This is a genomic window from Pseudomonas sp. PA-4-8C, from assembly GCF_021606625.1.
GTDB classification, from domain to species: Bacteria; Pseudomonadota; Gammaproteobacteria; order Pseudomonadales; family Pseudomonadaceae; genus Aquipseudomonas; species Aquipseudomonas lactis.
In genome coordinates, this window is record NZ_WKCD01000021.1 from 1 (window position 1) to 16,347 (window position 16,347).

At 59.9% G+C, this 16,347-nt stretch carries 13 protein-coding genes; 6 read left to right on the plus strand and 7 right to left on the minus strand.

Translation table 11 applies throughout. The annotated features are described in order from the left end of the window. Positions 1-463: 463 nt before the first annotated feature. Both GIW04_RS06255 and GIW04_RS06260 read right to left on the minus strand, forming a co-directional pair. Positions 464-1,621 carry a PQQ-dependent sugar dehydrogenase gene (locus tag GIW04_RS06255; protein ID WP_034135553.1) on the minus strand — a complete coding sequence of 386 codons (1,158 nt, stop codon included), beginning with the start codon at positions 1,619-1,621 and terminating at the stop codon, positions 464-466. A gap of 12 nt (positions 1,622-1,633) precedes the next feature. Continuing rightward, positions 1,634-1,945, minus strand: a complete 312-nt coding sequence (locus GIW04_RS06260) for a hypothetical protein (protein ID WP_003191071.1) — start codon at positions 1,943-1,945, stop codon at positions 1,634-1,636. 185 nt (positions 1,946-2,130) lie between these two features. On the opposite strand from GIW04_RS06260, the gene ku reads away from it, so the two are divergent. Next, a complete protein-coding gene (gene ku, locus GIW04_RS06265) occupies positions 2,131-2,970 on the plus strand; it encodes a non-homologous end joining protein Ku (protein WP_003191069.1) in 840 nt (279 codons plus the stop codon). A gap of 24 nt (positions 2,971-2,994) precedes the next feature. Then, entirely contained in the window at positions 2,995-5,517 is a 2,523-nt protein-coding gene (gene ligD / locus GIW04_RS06270; RefSeq protein ID WP_120247995.1) for a DNA ligase D, read from the plus strand. Positions 5,518-5,535: 18 nt separating this feature from the next. On the opposite strand, the gene lpxO is transcribed toward ligD, so the two are convergent. After that, positions 5,536-6,435: a lipid A hydroxylase LpxO gene (gene lpxO, locus GIW04_RS06275; RefSeq protein ID WP_094775566.1), complete on the minus strand. Its 900-nt coding sequence runs from the start codon at positions 6,433-6,435 to the stop codon at positions 5,536-5,538. A 253-nt stretch (positions 6,436-6,688) separates the two neighbouring features. Further along, complete coding sequence (locus GIW04_RS06280; protein WP_003191065.1) at positions 6,689-8,014, minus strand: Wzz/FepE/Etk N-terminal domain-containing protein; 1,326 nt, start codon at positions 8,012-8,014, stop codon at positions 6,689-6,691. A 340-nt stretch (positions 8,015-8,354) separates the two neighbouring features. Between GIW04_RS06280 and GIW04_RS06285 the strand changes: the two genes are divergently transcribed. Further along, a complete protein-coding gene (locus GIW04_RS06285; RefSeq protein ID WP_120247994.1) occupies positions 8,355-8,741 on the plus strand; it encodes a TIGR03067 domain-containing protein in 387 nt (128 codons plus the stop codon). Positions 8,742-9,059: 318 nt separating this feature from the next. Here GIW04_RS06285 and GIW04_RS06290 read toward each other — a convergent pair whose 3' ends face one another. Continuing rightward, on the minus strand, positions 9,060-9,872 hold the full coding sequence (locus GIW04_RS06290) for a class I SAM-dependent methyltransferase (RefSeq protein WP_003191062.1): 813 nt from the start codon (positions 9,870-9,872) through the stop codon (positions 9,060-9,062). Between the two features lie 154 nt (positions 9,873-10,026). Between GIW04_RS06290 and GIW04_RS06295 the strand changes: the two genes are divergently transcribed. The 3 genes from GIW04_RS06295 (at position 10,027) to GIW04_RS06305 (ending at position 14,440) form a co-directional block, all read left to right on the plus strand. After that, positions 10,027-11,265 carry an MFS transporter gene (locus GIW04_RS06295; RefSeq protein ID WP_236478946.1) on the plus strand — a complete coding sequence of 413 codons (1,239 nt, stop codon included), beginning with the start codon at positions 10,027-10,029 and terminating at the stop codon, positions 11,263-11,265. Between the two features lie 142 nt (positions 11,266-11,407). Beyond that, positions 11,408-12,994 (plus strand): ABC-F family ATPase, encoded by a 1,587-nt coding sequence (locus tag GIW04_RS06300; protein ID WP_003191057.1) that lies wholly within the window; start codon positions 11,408-11,410, stop codon positions 12,992-12,994. 273 nt (positions 12,995-13,267) lie between these two features. Then, positions 13,268-14,440, plus strand: a complete 1,173-nt coding sequence (locus GIW04_RS06305; RefSeq protein WP_034135547.1) for an MFS transporter — start codon at positions 13,268-13,270, stop codon at positions 14,438-14,440. Here GIW04_RS06305 and GIW04_RS06310 read toward each other — a convergent pair. Further along, positions 14,434-15,471: an alpha/beta hydrolase family protein gene (locus GIW04_RS06310; RefSeq protein WP_034135546.1), complete on the minus strand. Its 1,038-nt coding sequence runs from the start codon at positions 15,469-15,471 to the stop codon at positions 14,434-14,436. The two genes, GIW04_RS06305 and GIW04_RS06310, sit on opposite strands and share 7 nt — an antisense overlap. Before the next feature lie 191 nt (positions 15,472-15,662). Continuing rightward, positions 15,663-16,274, minus strand: a complete 612-nt coding sequence (locus GIW04_RS06315; RefSeq protein ID WP_034127345.1) for an FMN-dependent NADH-azoreductase — start codon at positions 16,272-16,274, stop codon at positions 15,663-15,665. Between the last annotated feature and the right edge of the window lie 73 nt (positions 16,275-16,347).

Here is a 16,347-nt window from a genome sequence, read left to right on the forward strand (position 1 = left end):
ACACAGCTGGACCGGGTACATATCCGTTATTTAGGTAACGGCCACTTAGGGTTCCGCCTGACGGCGGGTCACTTTGGAAAAGAGCCGGAATGCCGGCCCAGCCCAAAGTAACCAAAGGGCTCTTGCCCCACCACTCGGCACCTCGCCTAGGCTCGGTGTGCCCGAACGCAGGCTTGAATCCGTGGGCCGCCGCCACGCGCCATCCATGGCGCGGGGGGCTAACCCGGCGTCCTGCCGGGTTACCCACGAATTCAAGCCTGCGTTCGGCCAGCGTGGTTTAACGGGGCGCTTGAGATCAAGATCAAGAGCAGAGCAAGAGCGACTCGCTTCGCATCGTGGTTACCGTATGCTGTTACAACCCACAAAGTTGTGTAGATACCTATGCCTTCGCAAGCCAGCTCACACATTTGGATCGCGGGGCATCAATTGGATCAACCTCTGCTAACAGCGCCCTCCCACACGTTTAGTCCTGATTCAGCCCCACCCGATACAACACACCGTCATCCTCATCCGTCAGCACATACAGAAAGCCATCCGGCCCCTGCCGCACATCGCGGATCCGCGCTTTCAATTCGCCCAACAAGCGTTCCTCGTGAACCACCTTGTCACCCTCGAACTGCAAGCGAATCAGCTCCTGGCTGACCAGCGCACCGATAAACAGGTTGTGCTGCCAGGCCTTGAACCGGTCGCCGTCATAGAACGCCATGCCACTGATGCCCGGCGACTTCTCCCACACATGATGGGGTGCCACTGTGCCCTCGGCCGTTTTGCCCTTGGCTTCGGGAATCGGCAACAGGGAATAGTTGATGCCATGGGTCGCCAACGGCCAGCCGTAGTTCTTGCCGCGTTCGATGATATTGACTTCATCACCGCCACGGGGCCCATGTTCATTTTCCCAGATCGTGCCGCTCCAGGGGTTCAAGGCCAGCCCTTGCGGGTTGCGCTGCCCATAGGACCAGATCTCCGGACGCACGCCGGGCTGACCGACAAAGGGGTTGTCATCCGGCACGCGCCCATCCGGGTAGATGCGCACCACTTTACCTTGCAGCTTGTCCAAGTCCTGGGCCGTGGGGCGGTCGTTGTTCTCACCCAGGGTCACGAACAGGTAGCCGTCACGGTCAAAGGCCAGGCGCGAACCGAAGTGATTGCCCGTAGATAGCTTGGGCTCCTGGCGCAGAATCACCTTGAAGTCCTCCAAGCCGCTCAAGTCAGCCGCCAGGCGCCCACGCCCTACGGCAGTGCCGGCCTTACCGCCCTCACCACCGCCTTCGGCGTACGACAGGTACACCAGGCGGTCCTGCTTGAAGTCTGGCGACAGCACCACATCCAGCAACCCGCCCTGCCCTTTGGCCCACACCTGCGGCACGCCCTTCAAGGGCGCAGAGAGCTTGCCGTCCGGGCTGACAAACCGCAGGTTTCCAGGCCGTTCGGTCACCAGAAAACCTTGCTGGTCGGGCAAAAACGCCAGCGCCCACGGATGGTCCAGACCCTTGGCGATCGGTGTTGCGGTGATGCTACCTTGCTCGCTGGGGAACTGTTGGCTATCGGCGGCATACACCGCGCTCAACGGCAGTAACGCGGTGGCGCACAGGGCGGCCATCAGGGTTTTACGTACAAACATAAGGCGAAATCCTCAGCGGCGATTGCCGTTGGCATCATAGGTGGGCACTTTGGGTGCGGTGGCCGGGCGGCTGGGGGCCGCCTCCTGCTTGGGGTAGCGGTTGCCGATGCCGCCGTTTTCCAGGGTCGGCCGCGGGTTGGCCGGGACAGGCTGAATGCTGGGAACCGCAGGTGCATTGGGCTGGGTGCCCTGCATGCTGTTGGGGTTGGCCCGGTGAATCGGGCCGTGGTCGCTGCTGCGGCCCGGCAGGTTTTGCGCCTGAGCCCATGGCCCAACGGCCAGGCCCAGCGCCAATGCTGCAAGATGACGTACACAAGGGTTCATGGCCAAACCTCTCTATGCCAGGTACTACGTGCTTTCGATAACACGCTACGCCGTGGGTTCGGGTGGTGACACTAAATAGTTTCTCATCAGGTGTAACACGATCTGTCCGAGCATCTATCCGCCGAAACTTTTGCCCTGCGCTGCGAGTCACCAGCACACAGGCTCTTCGTTGAGGAATCACACCTATGCCACGGGCAATCTGGAAAGGCGCCATCAGTTTTGGCTTGGTTCACATCCCGGTATCGCTGGTCTCGGCGACCTCTTCACAAGGCGTCGACTTTGACTGGCTGGACAAGCGCAGCATGGACCCGGTGGGCTACAAGCGCATCAACAAAACCACCGGCAAGGAAGTCACCAAGGAAAATATCGTCAAGGGCGTGGCCTTTGAAAAAGGGCGCTATGTGGTGCTCAGCGAAGACGAGATTCGCTCGGCCCACCCCAAGTCCACCCAGACCATCGAAATCATCGCCTTCGTCGCCAGCGACCAGATCCCCCTGCAAAACATCGACACGCCCTACTTCCTCGCCCCGGATAAACGCGGCGGCAAGGTCTATGCACTGCTGCGCGAAGCGCTGAAAAAAACCGGCAAGGTCGCGCTGGCCAACGTGGTGCTGCACACCAAGCAACACCTGGCTGCGTTGATGCCACTGGAGTCGGCCCTGGTGCTGGTCATGCTGCGCTGGCCCGCCGAAGTGCGCAGCCTGGACGAATTGGAACTGGGCAGCGATGTGACAAAACCGACCCTGGCCAAAGGTGAATTGGACATGGCCAAGCGCCTGGTGGAAGACATGAGCGCCGACTGGCAGCCCGATGAATACCGTGACAGCTTCCAGGACAAGATCCGGGCGCTGGTAGCGAAAAAGGCCAAGGCCGGCAAGATCGAAGACGTGGAAACCGCCGAAGGCGGCGAAGAGCGCAAATCTGCGGATGTCATCGACCTGACCGAACTGCTCAAACGCAGCCTGGCGGGTAAACCTGCGGCGAAAAAGAGCACCGCGAAAAAGTCCAATAACAAGGCCTCTTGAGCCTGCCATTGACGGGAGAACAACATGGCAAAGCCCCTGAGCGAGTACAACCGCAAGCGTGATTTCAAGATCACCGCCGAACCCGCCGGCAGCTCATCCAGCAAACGTAAAGCCTCTGCCTTAAGCTTTGTGATCCAAAAGCATGATGCGCGCAACCTGCATTACGACTTTCGCCTGGAACTTGATGGCGTGCTGTTGAGCTGGGCGGTGCCCAAGGGCCCGAGCCTGGACCCGAGCCAGAAGCGCTTGGCCGTGCATGTTGAAGACCACCCGCTGAGCTATGGCAGTTTCGAGGGCAGCATTCCCGCCGGCCAATACGGTGCGGGGGATGTGATCGTGTGGGATCGAGGCATCTGGCAACCCCACGATGACCCGCGCAAGGCCTACGCGGCGGGCAAACTCAAATTCACCCTGGTGGGTGAGAAGCTCTCAGGCGACTGGGCGCTGGTACGAACCCGTCTCAAGGGCAGCGGCGACAAGGAGCAATGGCTGTTGATCAAGGAAAACGATCAGCAAGCGCGCCCGGCCTCTGAATTCGATATTGTCCAGGCCGAGCCCGCCAGCGTGCTCAGCGATGCGGTGGTGGGTAAGCCAAAAGCCACGGCCAAGGCCAAGGCCAAATCCAAGGCAGCGCCAAAAGCCAAAGCGCCCAAGCGTACCGCTGCCCTGCCGGATGAGTTCGCCCCTCAATTGGCAACCCTGGTGGAGCGGGCGCCCGAAGGTGACTGGCGCTACGAGATCAAGTTCGACGGCTACCGCATCATGGCGCGCATTCGCGACGGCGAAGTGCGCCTGTTCACCCGCAACGGCCACGACTGGACCGAGCGCCTGCCGCGTCAGTGCAAAGCCTTGCAAGCCCTCAAGCTCAAGGACAGTTGGCTAGATGGCGAAGTGGTCAGCCTCAATGGCGACGGGCTGCCGGATTTCCAGGCGCTGCAAAACGCATTCGATATCGGCCGCAGCCTGGACATCGTCTATTACCTGTTCGATGCCCCGTTTTTGAACGGTCGCGACCAACGCGAAGATCCGGTCGAAGAGCGTCGTGCTGCGCTTAAATCCGCGCTGTCCGGCAGCCGAAGCAAACTGCTGCGCTTCTCCGAAGCCTTTGCCGCCAGCCAGCGCGATATTTTCGAAAGCGCCTGTGACCTGGCCCTGGAAGGGGTGATCGGCAAGCGTGCCGGCAGCCCCTACGTGTCGCGGCGCAGTGACAACTGGATCAAGCTCAAATGCCGCCTGCGCCAGGAATTCGTGATTGTGGGCTATACCCGCCCCCAAGGTTCGCGCAGCGGCTTTGGGGCGCTGCTGCTGGCGGTCAACGATGAGGCAGGCCTGGTGTATGCCGGGCGCGTAGGCACGGGATTTGATCAGGCGGCGCTGAAAAGTATCTATGCCAAGCTCACCGCGCTTGAGCGCAAGGACTCGCCACTGCAAAAGCCGTTGACCAGTGCCCAGGCCCGAGGCGTGCACTGGGTTGAGCCGAGCCTGGTCGGCGAAGTGCAATTTGCCGAGTGGACCCGTGAAGGCGTGGTGCGCCAGGCCGCGTTTGTGGGCCTGCGTACCGACAAGCCAGCCTCGCAGATCATTCATGAACAGCCGCGCGCGGCCAAGTCCGTCAAGGCACCCGAGGCATCGAAAGCCGGTAAAGCCCAGGCAACGGTGAAGAACGTGAAAATCACCCACCCCGAGCGCATTATCGACAAGCACAGCGGCACGCAAAAACAGCAACTGGCGCAGTTCTACACCGATATCAGCGAATGGATCCTGCCCTTTCTGCGCGGGCGCGCCGTGTCATTGCTGCGGGCGCCAGAAGGCATTGAAGGTGAGCAGTTCTTCCAGAAGCACTCTGAGCGCATGACCATCCCCCACATCAAGCAATTGGACCCGGCGCTGGACCCAGGCCATGCGCGCCTGATGGAGGTAGACAGCGTGGACGCCCTGGTGGGTGCCGTGCAAATGGGTACGGTCGAATTTCACACGTGGGGCGCCACCACGGACAAGATTGAGACGCCTGACCTGTTCGTCCTCGATCTCGACCCGGACCCGGCCCTGCCCTGGAAAACCATGCTGGAAGCGGCCCAACTGACCCTGTCAGTGTTGGATGAGCTGGGCTTGCAGGCTTTCGTCAAGACCAGCGGCGGCAAAGGCTTGCACCTGATCGTGCCGTTGGCGAGGCGCGATGGCTGGGACACCGTCAAGGCATTTGCCAAAGCCATTGCCCAATTCATGACCCGGCAACTGCCCGAACGCTTTACCGCCACCAGCGGCCCCAAGAACCGCGTGGGCAAGATCTTTATCGACTACCTGCGCAACGCCCGTGGCGCCAGTACCGTGGCGGCGTACTCAGTGCGGGCACGCCCGGGCCTACCCGTGTCGGTGCCGGTGAGTCGAGACGAGTTGAAAGGGTTGCGCGGCGCCCAGCAGTGGACGGTGGCGAACCTGCACCAGCGGTTGCAGGCCTTGAAGGACGACCCGTGGGCGGGGTATGCCAATCGGCAGAAGATCAGCAAAAAGATGTGGGACAAGTTGGGCGCGCAACCCCCTGGGTGATCCGCGCCCTGAGCCAGGTCAGATAAGAATGAAGATCAGCGCCAGACCGGCAAAGATCGCCCACTTTTCCAGGTAGTAGCGCGTGCGATTGCGCTTCTTGAGCTCTTTGCCACGCAGGCGAATCTTATACAGACGGGTAAAGGCACGGTTGAGACCGCCGGTCTTGTCGCCCGCATCGTTGGGCGAACCCGCGGCCGCCATCACATTGCGGCTGAACCAGCGGTTGAACGCAGCCGCCCAGCGGTACTTCATGGGCCGTTCGATATCACAGAACAGAATGATGCGGTTCTGTTGGGTGGTGTTTTCCGCGTAGTGAATGTAGGTCTCGTCGAACATCACCGGCTCGCCGTCGCGCCAGTAATAGCTTTCGCCGTCCACATTGATGTAACAGCCTGGATCGTTAGGCGTATCCAGCCCCAGGTGATAGCGGTACGAGCCAGCATACGGGTCGCGGTGACGCACCAGCTTGGAGCCCGGTGGCAGTTCGGCGAACATCGCGGCCTTGATCGAGCCGATGCTTTGCACCAACTCGGTGGTGCGTGGGCACAGCTTCATCGCCGAGGGGTGACTGTCGCCGTACCACTTGAGGTAGAAACGCTTCCAGCCGGTCTTGAAAAACGAGTTGAACCCTACGTCGTTGTATTGCTCCGAGCGTTTGATCTCCCCCGCCCGCATCAGATTCTGGCCTTCTTCGCGGATCTCTTCCCAGTGCTCCTGCAATGGGCTCAGGTCTGGAAAGTCGCTGGGCGAGAGGTAGGGACGGCTGGGCTGCTTGGAGAACAGGTACAGGAAACAGTTGATCGGCGCCAGGAACGTCGAGTGATCACTAAGCTGGCGACCCAGCTTGTGTCGCACCCGACCACGCAGGTGTACATACGCAATGGAAGCAACGTAGAGAGCAACAATGATGAGTTTCAAGGGATTCGTCACACGTCAGGGAGAGAACAGGCTGCTCCTGCGGGCCCACAACGGCCGAGGATGGATAAGCAGCACCTGAAATCACAATTCACATACAGGCGACACGCCCGGCGGATAACCGCCTGCGTGCGTCCATTGGCAGTTATTTAGCCACACTTTGTAACCAAAGGTTAACTAAGAATTGTGAAAAGCTGTCTACTGAGTGTGCTGGGGGTAGGCGCAGGCAGGCCCCTGAGCCTGCCTGTTTGAAGGGTTACAGCGGTGTGTCTTTATCCTCGCGGCGATCGCCTAATGCCGTATAAGGGACGGCCTGAGTGCGGCTGCGAACGAAGTAGCGGATCAGCGCAATCATCAGGCCCAGCAACAGCCCGCCGACCAGGCTCAGCGCGATGACCAGCGGTTTTTTCGGCTTGATCGGCGACAAAGGCTCCTGGGCTCGACGGTCAATCGTCACCAGCTTGAGGTTGCTCATGTCGATGTTCAAACCACGCAACCTGGCGACTTCAGCGCGAAGCGGCTCGACGTCCTGCAAGAAGATGTCTTCATTGCCACGCTTGCGCAGCACCTCAACCTCGCGGTTGCTTTCCAGCAGTTGCAGCTCTTTGCCGATCTCGGCAATGCGCGGGTTGGTAAAGTCATCACTGGTACGCTGCTGCAATGCAGCGCGCTCGGCTTCCAACGCCTCGGTCCCCATGAAATACAGCGGGATCTTCTGGTTGTTCACCTCGGTACGCATGACCTGGCTCGAACCCGTGCGGGTGGAGTCGGCCATAGAGGACGGCGTTGTCGGCGTACGAATGCCCATGGACTTGGCAATGCTGATCGCTTCGGCCAATTCGGCCAGGCGGTTGGTGCGCTCCATCTTCATCTGCAAGCGCAAAGCGCTGAGCTCGTCCTGCAGTTGGGCACGCTTGAGCCGGTCGGCTTCCAGCAGCTTGGCGATTTTCGATTCTTTATCGGTATCGTAGTTGGCGCGGGCGGCGTCGATCTTGCCCTTGAGCTCGCTCAAGCGGTTATTGACGATCACCTTCAGGTCAGCACCCACCTGCTGACGCTCGGCGGCAATGGCGTAGTCCACAAAACCGTTGAGAATCGCAACACCGTCGACGTCGGTCGGGTATTGCAGCTCCAGACGAATATAGCTGCTCAACGAATCGGATTTCTTCGGATCGGGCAAAATCAGATTGACCGAATTGCGGTTGAACGCCTCAAAGCTCTGCTCAAGGGTTTGCCCCGGTTTCTTGAACGCCTTGAATAACTCCTCATGGTCCTTGAAGAACCCCAGGCGCGCATCATAAGAGTCCAGCTGTGCACCTACTTTGAGCAACGCATCGGCAGGCGGCAACTTATACACTTCCGAACGGTTCAAGGCGTCTAGCTCGTTGATTGCAGCAGGCCGCAACACACTGCTGACTTCATAGGTCTTGGGTGCCAGAAAGGCATAACCTGCGCCTAATACCCCGGCCAGAAGCGTACACCCGACCACCAGCTTTTTTTGTCGCCAGATGGCGTGAAACAATTCAAATAAATCAATTTCATCAGACGCTGCGGAAGGTGGAAGCGGGGAAGTACGATTCAAAATAAGAACACCTTAAAATAATACTAAAAGGCCATCATTCTCAGAAGTCTAAAAGACTTCAAAAATCAGGGACAACGCCCTGGATACGGCAGACCAATGGCGATGTGACCACTCAGTCCCCTGAAATATCCCACAAACTTAGGGATTATTTCGGTTTCATTTCGGTGAGTAAGCCAAATGACACAGCCATGTCAGACTGATCTGGTTGCAAGCGTAGTCAATACAACATGAAAAAGCTGTCAAATACCTGTCTTATAAAGAAAAAAATTTCGCCTACAGGTGGAACAGTGTCAGCCTCACTACAATTGAACATTTTTTTGAACAGCAATAAGGAGTTTGCATGTCACCGCTTTCAGCCTCGGACTTTCACGCACTGCAAGGCACTTGGGAACAAACCGCCCTTGAAGACAGTGGCGTGCTCAACCCCGTGGATGCCCACAGCGCGCCGGGAGCGATAACGACAATTGCAGGGGATCGCTTCGAAGTGACCACGGTCGGTGGCGAAGTATTATTGGCAGGACGCTTCGTACTGGACGCCAGTACCACGCCCAAAAGCATTACCTGGACGGACGACATAGGTGATGACGCAGGCAAGCAGCTCCCCGCCAGTTACCGGCTCGACGGCGATGATTTCGTATTCATCGCAGCGGATGAAGGCATGCCCAGGCCCACCGTGTTCAGCACCGGCCCGGGGCAAACCATGCGCACCTTCGTACGGCGCTCTTGATCAAATGTGGGAGCTGGCTTGCCTGCGATAGCGGTGGGTCAGTCAACTAATCTGTCACTGATACACCGCTATCGCAGGCAAGCCAGCTCCCACATGTTGGAACGAGGGGCGTCAGGCAGATAGGCGGTGGCTGGCAGGCCGTTACGGGAGCAAGCTCCCTCGCCACAGGTGGACACATAAGACGTGATTATCCGATTTGATCACGGCATTTTCACAAGGCCTTCACTTTTCCACCTATAGGGTGAAGCCTACCTACTCCAGTGAATCACTTGGCCCGCCCTCTCCTCGCGGGCCTTTTTTTGCCTGCGCAAACCTTGATCAGCCATCACGCTTGATCGCTGTCAGGGTAAAGCACAGGGGCATTTGCGCGACCTGATGCTCATACTGTTCGTAAAGTTCTTCCCGGTTGCAATGCGGGTACTCCTGCAAATGAGCGATCCGCAACTGCGCTGCGATAGCCCCGCTGACCACGCTGCCCAGGGTATGTACGTACCAGTAGGAGGTCGGCCCGGGCCGCTCATCCTTCCCTTCATAGACAATTGCCTCCTGCAGCACAACGGGTTCACGCTGAAAGTAAGAACTGGCAGGCAGCATCGGGTTGGCCCCACAGGGGTCAAACACCTCGAGAAAGGGATGGGTTTCGTACATGACCAGCGTGCCGCCGGGCTTCAGCACACTGGCAACCTGGCGCATGAACAGCGCCACATCCGGCATCCAACCCAGCACGCCAATGGTCACCAGGGCAATATCGAAGCGTGCCTGCAAACGCTCGGGCAAATGGTGGATATCGGTCTCAATGAACTCAGGGCTATGCGGCGAGACCTCGGCCAATTCCCGTGCCTGTTCAAGAAACGCCCGGGATTGATCAACCCCCACCACCGAACGGGCGCCCAAGCCATACAGCGATAGGCTTTCGCGTCCGTTGTTGCAACACAATTGCACCACATCCTTGCCCATTACACCCACCTCTTGCAGCAAGGTGGTGATGGTCGGGTCAAGGCAGGAAAAATCAGGCTCGGCGACCGAGGCCAGCAGTGCCGTCCAGGTCGGAGTATCTTTGTGCAACCCGGCAGATTCATCCCAGGCATTTTTGTTGCTGGCGATCGCCTCTTGCGCTGAGGGCATGTCCATTGCTTCTCCAGAAACTCATTACAGTGGGCTTTGGAAAGTAAGTTAAATGCACGCAGGAGAAAAGCCTCCCCGACCGCGAAACTTATCACTCAGCCCACAGGTCACTAACCCAACGCGCGTTCAGCCCCTGAACGCCGCTCTTGAAGGTCGCATCGTGGCCCGTCATTCAGACCTGCGCATCGCTTTATCCCTGGACAGCCTGAACTTCTTTCTCGCCGATGTGCGCGACGGTCTCGGACCGTACCTGGCGATTTACCTGCTGGCCGTGCATCAATGGGAGCCGGCCAGCATTGGCGTGGTCATGACCCTGGCCGGCATCGCTGCCTTGTTGACCCAAGGCCCCGCAGGTGCGCTGATCGACCGCACTCGCAGCAAACGTGCGGTGGTAGCCCTTGCCGCGCTGTTGGTGACGGGCAGTTGCCTGATGCTGCCCTTTGTCAGTTCATTTGGTTGGGTGGCGTTGACCCAGGCCGCCAGTGCTGTAGCCGCCTCGGTATTTGCCCCGGCAATTTCCGCCATTTCGCTGGGGATCACCGGGCCGCGCGCCTTTACCCGGCGTACCGGGCGCAACGAGACCTTCAACCACGCCGGCAATGCCGTGGCCGCGTTGCTGGCCGGCGGGTTGGCGTACCTGTTCGGGCCGGTGGTGGTGTTCTACCTGATGGCCTTTATGGCGCTCGCCAGTGTCATTGCGGTCAGTTGCGTGCCGGCCAGGGCGATTGACCATGAGGTCGCCCGTGGTTTCGATCCAGCCCATCACACCGACCATGAACAGCCCTCGGGCCTGAAAGCATTGCTGGCCAACCAACCGCTGCTACTGTTCGCCATCTGCTGCGCGCTGTTTCACCTGGCCAATGCCGCAATGCTGCCGCTGGTCAGCCAGAAACTGGCGCAGATCAATTTGCAGATGGCCACCCCGCTGACTTCAGCCTGCATTGTCGCCGCACAGTTGGTGATGGTGCCAATGGCCTGGCTGGTCGGGCTCAAAGCCGATATCTGGGGGCGCAAGCCGCTGTTGCTTGTAGGTTTCCTGATACTGCCGCTGCGTGGCGTGCTCTATACCTTGTCCAGCGACCCCTACTGGCTGGTGGCCGTGCAGATGCTCGACGGTATCGGCGCCGGCATTTTCGGCGCCCTGTTCCCGGTGATCGTCAAGGACCTGACCCAAGGCACCGGGCGCTTCAACGTCAGCCTGGGCGCCCTCTCCACCGTATTTGGCCTCGGCGCGGCGCTCAGTAGCAGCCTGGCCGGTTTCGTGGTGCAGCAGGCTGGCTACAACGCGGCGTTCCTGACGTTGGCGGCGGTTGCAGCCGTTGCCTTGATGCTGTTGTGGCTGGCCCTGCCGGAGACCTTGGCAAAACCATCCTTCGCTCGCCATACAACTGTCGCCTGACATATGCGACAATGCGCGCCAAATTCCAACACACATCCAAAATTTTGTGTTCAGCGACCGGGTTTCGCGCCTTGACGTCGCTGTTGACGCATGCCTGAAGGCACCTGCCGTCACGCTCGCAACCCATTGATAGGTAAAGTAATTGATCTCCACAGCTAACATCACCATGCAGTTCGGCGCCAAGCCGCTCTTCGAGAACGTCTCGGTCAAGTTCGGCGCCGGCAACCGCTATGGTTTGATCGGTGCCAACGGTTGCGGCAAGTCGACCTTCATGAAAATCCTCGGTGGCGACCTCGACCCGTCCGGCGGGCAGGTCATGCTCGAGCCGAATGTGCGCCTGGGTAAACTGCGCCAGGACCAGTTCGCCTACGAAGAATTCACCGTGCTCGACACCGTGATCATGGGCCACGAGGAGCTGTGGAAGGTCAAGGCCGAGCGCGATCGCATCTACTCGCTGCCGGAAATGAGCGAAGAAGACGGCATGGCCGTGGCCGAGCTGGAAACCGAGTTCGCCGAGATGGACGGCTACACCGCCGAATCCCGCGCCGGTGAGCTGCTGCTGGGCCTGGGTATTCCCCTGGAACAGCATTTCGGCCCGATGAGCGAAGTGTCCCCAGGCTGGAAGCTGCGCGTATTGCTGGCCCAGGCGCTGTTCTCCGACCCGGAAGTGCTGTTGCTCGACGAACCGACCAACCACTTGGACATCAACACCATCCGCTGGCTGGAAAACATCCTGACCCAGCGCTCCAGCCTGATGATCATCATCTCTCACGACCGTCACTTCCTGAACAGCGTGTGCACCCACATGGCTGACCTGGATTACGGCGAGCTGCGCCTGTTCCCGGGCAACTACGACGAGTACATGACCGTGGCGACCCAGTCCCGCGAGCAACTGCTGTCGGACAACGCCAAGAAGAAAGCGCAGATCTCCGAACTGCAATCCTTCGTCAGCCGCTTCTCGGCCAACGCCTCCAAAGCCAAACAGGCCACCTCCCGCGCCAAGGCGATCGACAAGATCCAGCTGGCCGAAGTCAAGCCATCGAGCCGTGTGAGCCCGTTCATCCGTTTCGAGCAGAACAAAAAGCTGCACCGTCAGGCGGTCATGGTCGAGAAGATGGCCAAGGGTTTCGACGGCAAACCGCTGTTCAAGGACTTCAGCTTCCAGGTTGAAGCGGGCGAGCGCGTGGCGATCATCGGCCCGAACGGTATCGGCAAAACCACCCTGCTGCGCACCCTGGTCAACGAACTGACCCCGGACGCCGGCAGCATCAAGTGGACCGACGCCGCCGAGCTGGGCTACTACGCCCAGGACCACGCCCACGACTTCGAAGACGACGTGAGCCTGTTCGACTGGATGGGCCAATGGACCCAAGGCGAGCAAATGATTCGTGGCACCCTGGGCCGTATGTTGTTCTCCAACGACGAGATCCAGAAGTCGGTCAAAGTAATCTCCGGTGGTGAACAAGGGCGCATGCTGTTCGGCAAGCTGATCCTGCAAAAGCCCAACGTGCTGATCATGGACGAACCGACCAACCACTTGGACATGGAATCCATCGAAGCGCTGAACCTGGCGCTGGAGAACTACCCGGGCACGCTGATCTTCGTCAGCCACGACCGTGAGTTCGTATCGTCCCTGGCCACCCGCATTATCGAGTTGAGCCCTAGCGGCGTGATCGACTTCAGCGGCACCTATGACGACTACCTGCGCAGCCAGGGTGTGGTGTTCTAAGAGCAGCACTTAGCTGCAAGCAAAAGCCCTGCCCCTGTGACGGGGCTTTTTTGCATCAGCACTGTGCCGGGCGCTGATTCTGTGGGCCATGCATAACCAGTGTGGGAGCTGGCTTGCCTGCGAAAGCGGTGGTTCAGTTAAAGATTCAGTGACTGACACACCGCCTTCGCAGGCAAGCCCGCTCCCACAGGGATCGACGGTAGGCGTCCCTCGCTCCTACAGGGAGGCGGGATATGCCATGATGCTTTACCGCCCGCCAGCGATTGAGTATTCATGCCTGCCGCCCCCTCCTCCCTGTCGATCACCCTGCAGATCGTTTCCATCGTCTTCTATACCTTCATTGCCTTTATCTGCATCGGCCTGCCGATTGCGGTGATTCCAGGCTATGTGCATGAGCAACTGGGCTTCAGCGCCGTGGTGGCCGGGGTGACAATCGGCTCGCAGTACCTGGCCACGCTGCTCAGCCGCCCGATGGCTGGGCGGATGTCGGATAACGTCGGTACCAAGCGCGCGATCGTGCTGGGCCTGGCCGGCATTCTGATCAGCGGCGTACTGACCTTTATCGCCACGCTGCTGGACAGCCTGCCGAGCTTGAGCCTGGGCATTCTGATCACCGGTCGCCTGTTGCTGGGTGTGGCCCAGGGCCTGATTGGCGTGGGGACCATCAGTTGGTGCATGGGCGCAGTGGGCGCTGAGCACACCGCTCGCTCGATCTCCTGGAATGGCATCGCCTCCTATGGCGCCATTGCCATTGGTGCGCCGTTAGGCGTGGTGATGGTGGCTGACTACGGCTACACCAGCCTGGGTATTGCCCTGGCGGTGTTGGCGGCGTTGGGCCTGGTGCTGATCCGCAATAAACCGTCGGTGCCAGTGGTACGTGGCGAGCGGCTGCCATTCTGGGCGGTGTTCGGGCGTATCGCGCCGTTTGGCACCAGCCTGTGCCTGGCCTCGATTGGCTACGGCACGTTGACGACCTTCATCACCCTGTATTACCTCAATCGTGGCTGGACCGGTGCGGCATATTGCCTGACGGTATTTGGCGTGTGTTTTATCCTGTCGCGCCTGGTGTTTATTTCGGCCATCAGCCGGTTTGGTGGATTCACCGCCGCCATCGCCTGCATGCTCATCGAAACCCTGGGCCTGACGCTGTTGTGGCTGGCGCCGTCTACCGGCGTGGCCTTGATCGGCGCAGGGTTGACCGGCTTTGGCTTGTCACTGGTTTACCCGGCGCTCGGCGTGGAAGCCATCAAGCAAGTGCCGGACAGCAGCCGCGGCGCCGGGCTGAGTGCCTATGCGGTATTTTTTGACCTGGCCCTGGCGATTGCCGGGCCGTTGATGGGCGCCGTGGCGCTGAACCTCGGCTATGGCTGGATCTTCTTCTGCGCGGCGTTGCTGTCGGTCAGCGCGCTCGGCCTGACCGTATTGCTCAGGCGTCGCGCCTACTGATCAGCGGTCTGCAAGCCGGCGCGGGTGGCCTCGCCCAGGGTATGGCTGAAAAAACGCCCGGCCTCGGAGACCAGATCGCGGTGGATGCCTTCTCGATCAACCCCATCGGCATCCGTGCAAATGGCGGGCATGCTCGCCAGTTGATCGCTGTCACACGGGGCCATGAACACGAAGTGCCCGGCCCCGGCCAACAGTTTGAAATCCGGGGGCTGCGGCAACTTGCGCGCCAGGGCGGCGGCGTTCTTGTCCACGGCCACCAACTGGTCGCCATCGCCACTGTAGAGCAGCACCGGCACATGCACGTCCGCCAGGGTGTGGCGGCCAAACATCAAGCTCAGCGGCGCCATCAGCATCAAGGCATGGATGCGCGGATCGGCCTGGGGTTGCAAATCGTCGCGGTCGACCACCAGCTCGCCCTTGGTGGTGCACGCGTCGCGGTCTTCGGGGCGCTCTTGGCAGTAGCGGCGCAGACGTTCGAAATCAGGCTTGGCGCCGGCCAGGATCAATGCCGTCTCGCCACCGGCTGAATAGCCGATGACGCCGATCTGATCAATATCCACAAAGGGCGACAGCATCGGCTCGGCCAAGGCGGCGGTGATCGCCTGGGAAATCTGGATCGGCCGACCGTACAAATTGCTCACGGTGCCCAGGCGGCTGTGGTCCTTGTAGTTGTCACCGGGATGCAGCACCGCCACCACCACAAACCCCTTGCGCGCCAAGGCGGTGGCCAGGTCATGCAGGGCCAGCGGCGTGCCGGTATTGCCGTGGGACAACATCAGCATCGGGAATCGCCCGATCGCCACCTTGGCATCTTCGCTGGCCGCCACATGGTAGGCGCCCAGCGCGGTGGTGCGCTCGGCATCGGTGGAGGGGTAGAACGCGATGGCTTTCATCGGCTGCGCATCCAGCGGGTCGAGAAAACTCATGCGATGAAACCCCACACTCCAATGGGGGCGCGGTGCCGGCGCGGCGTGCACTGAAAGCAGGCCGCCCAACAGCGAAAGAACCAAAACAGCACAAAGACGCATCATGGGGATGTCCACCTTTGCTGCACAAGAACCGGCCTGTCGAATAAAAAGTCCAGGGTATCGAATGGATGTTTGCATAACCCGGGCCACAACGAAAAAACTCCGTACTCCGCTCGCGTTCAGGCGATCAGAATACAGAGTTTAGGCGCTCGGTTTCAGAATGAAACCGAGGACAGGGCAAATTTACATAAGCCTTACGCAGCGGCGAACAGTTGCTCGTTGATGCGCACGTTGGCGTCGCTCATGGCTTTGCTGCGCACTTCATCACCGTAGGCCAGGCCTTCGGCGCGGACGATCTCGATGTCGGTGATGCCGAGGAAACCGAACAGCAGCTTCAAGTAGCCTTCATGGGCAGCGCCCGAAGCTTGGTCGGCATGCAGGCCGCCAGCGGTGGAGACAATAATGACCTTCTTGTTGCCGCACAGGCCTTCAGGGCCGGCTTCGGAGTAGCGGAACGTCTGGCCGGCCACCGCGATGCGGTCGATCCAGGCTTTCAATTGGGTTGGGATGGTGAAGTTGTACATCGGCGCACCCACCACCACAGCATCGGCGGCGAGAAACTCAGCCAGCGACGATGCACTCAGTTCAGCCTCGTGCTTTTGCGCCGCATCGCGCAGTTCAGCGGCAGTGCCCAAGGCGCCCAGGGTAGCGCCGGAGAAATGGTTGATGCCTTCGCTGGCGAGGTCGCGGTAAGTCACTTCCACGCCCGGCTGAGCGGCCTGCCACGCCTTGACCACACCGGCGCTGAGCTGACGGGAGGCAGAGTTGTCGCCGAGGATGCTGGAATCGATGTGCAAGAGTTTCATGATGGATCTCCGAGGTGGGATCGACAGTGGCGATCAGATGGTGGTGATGCTACGCATGAAACCAATGGTCGAT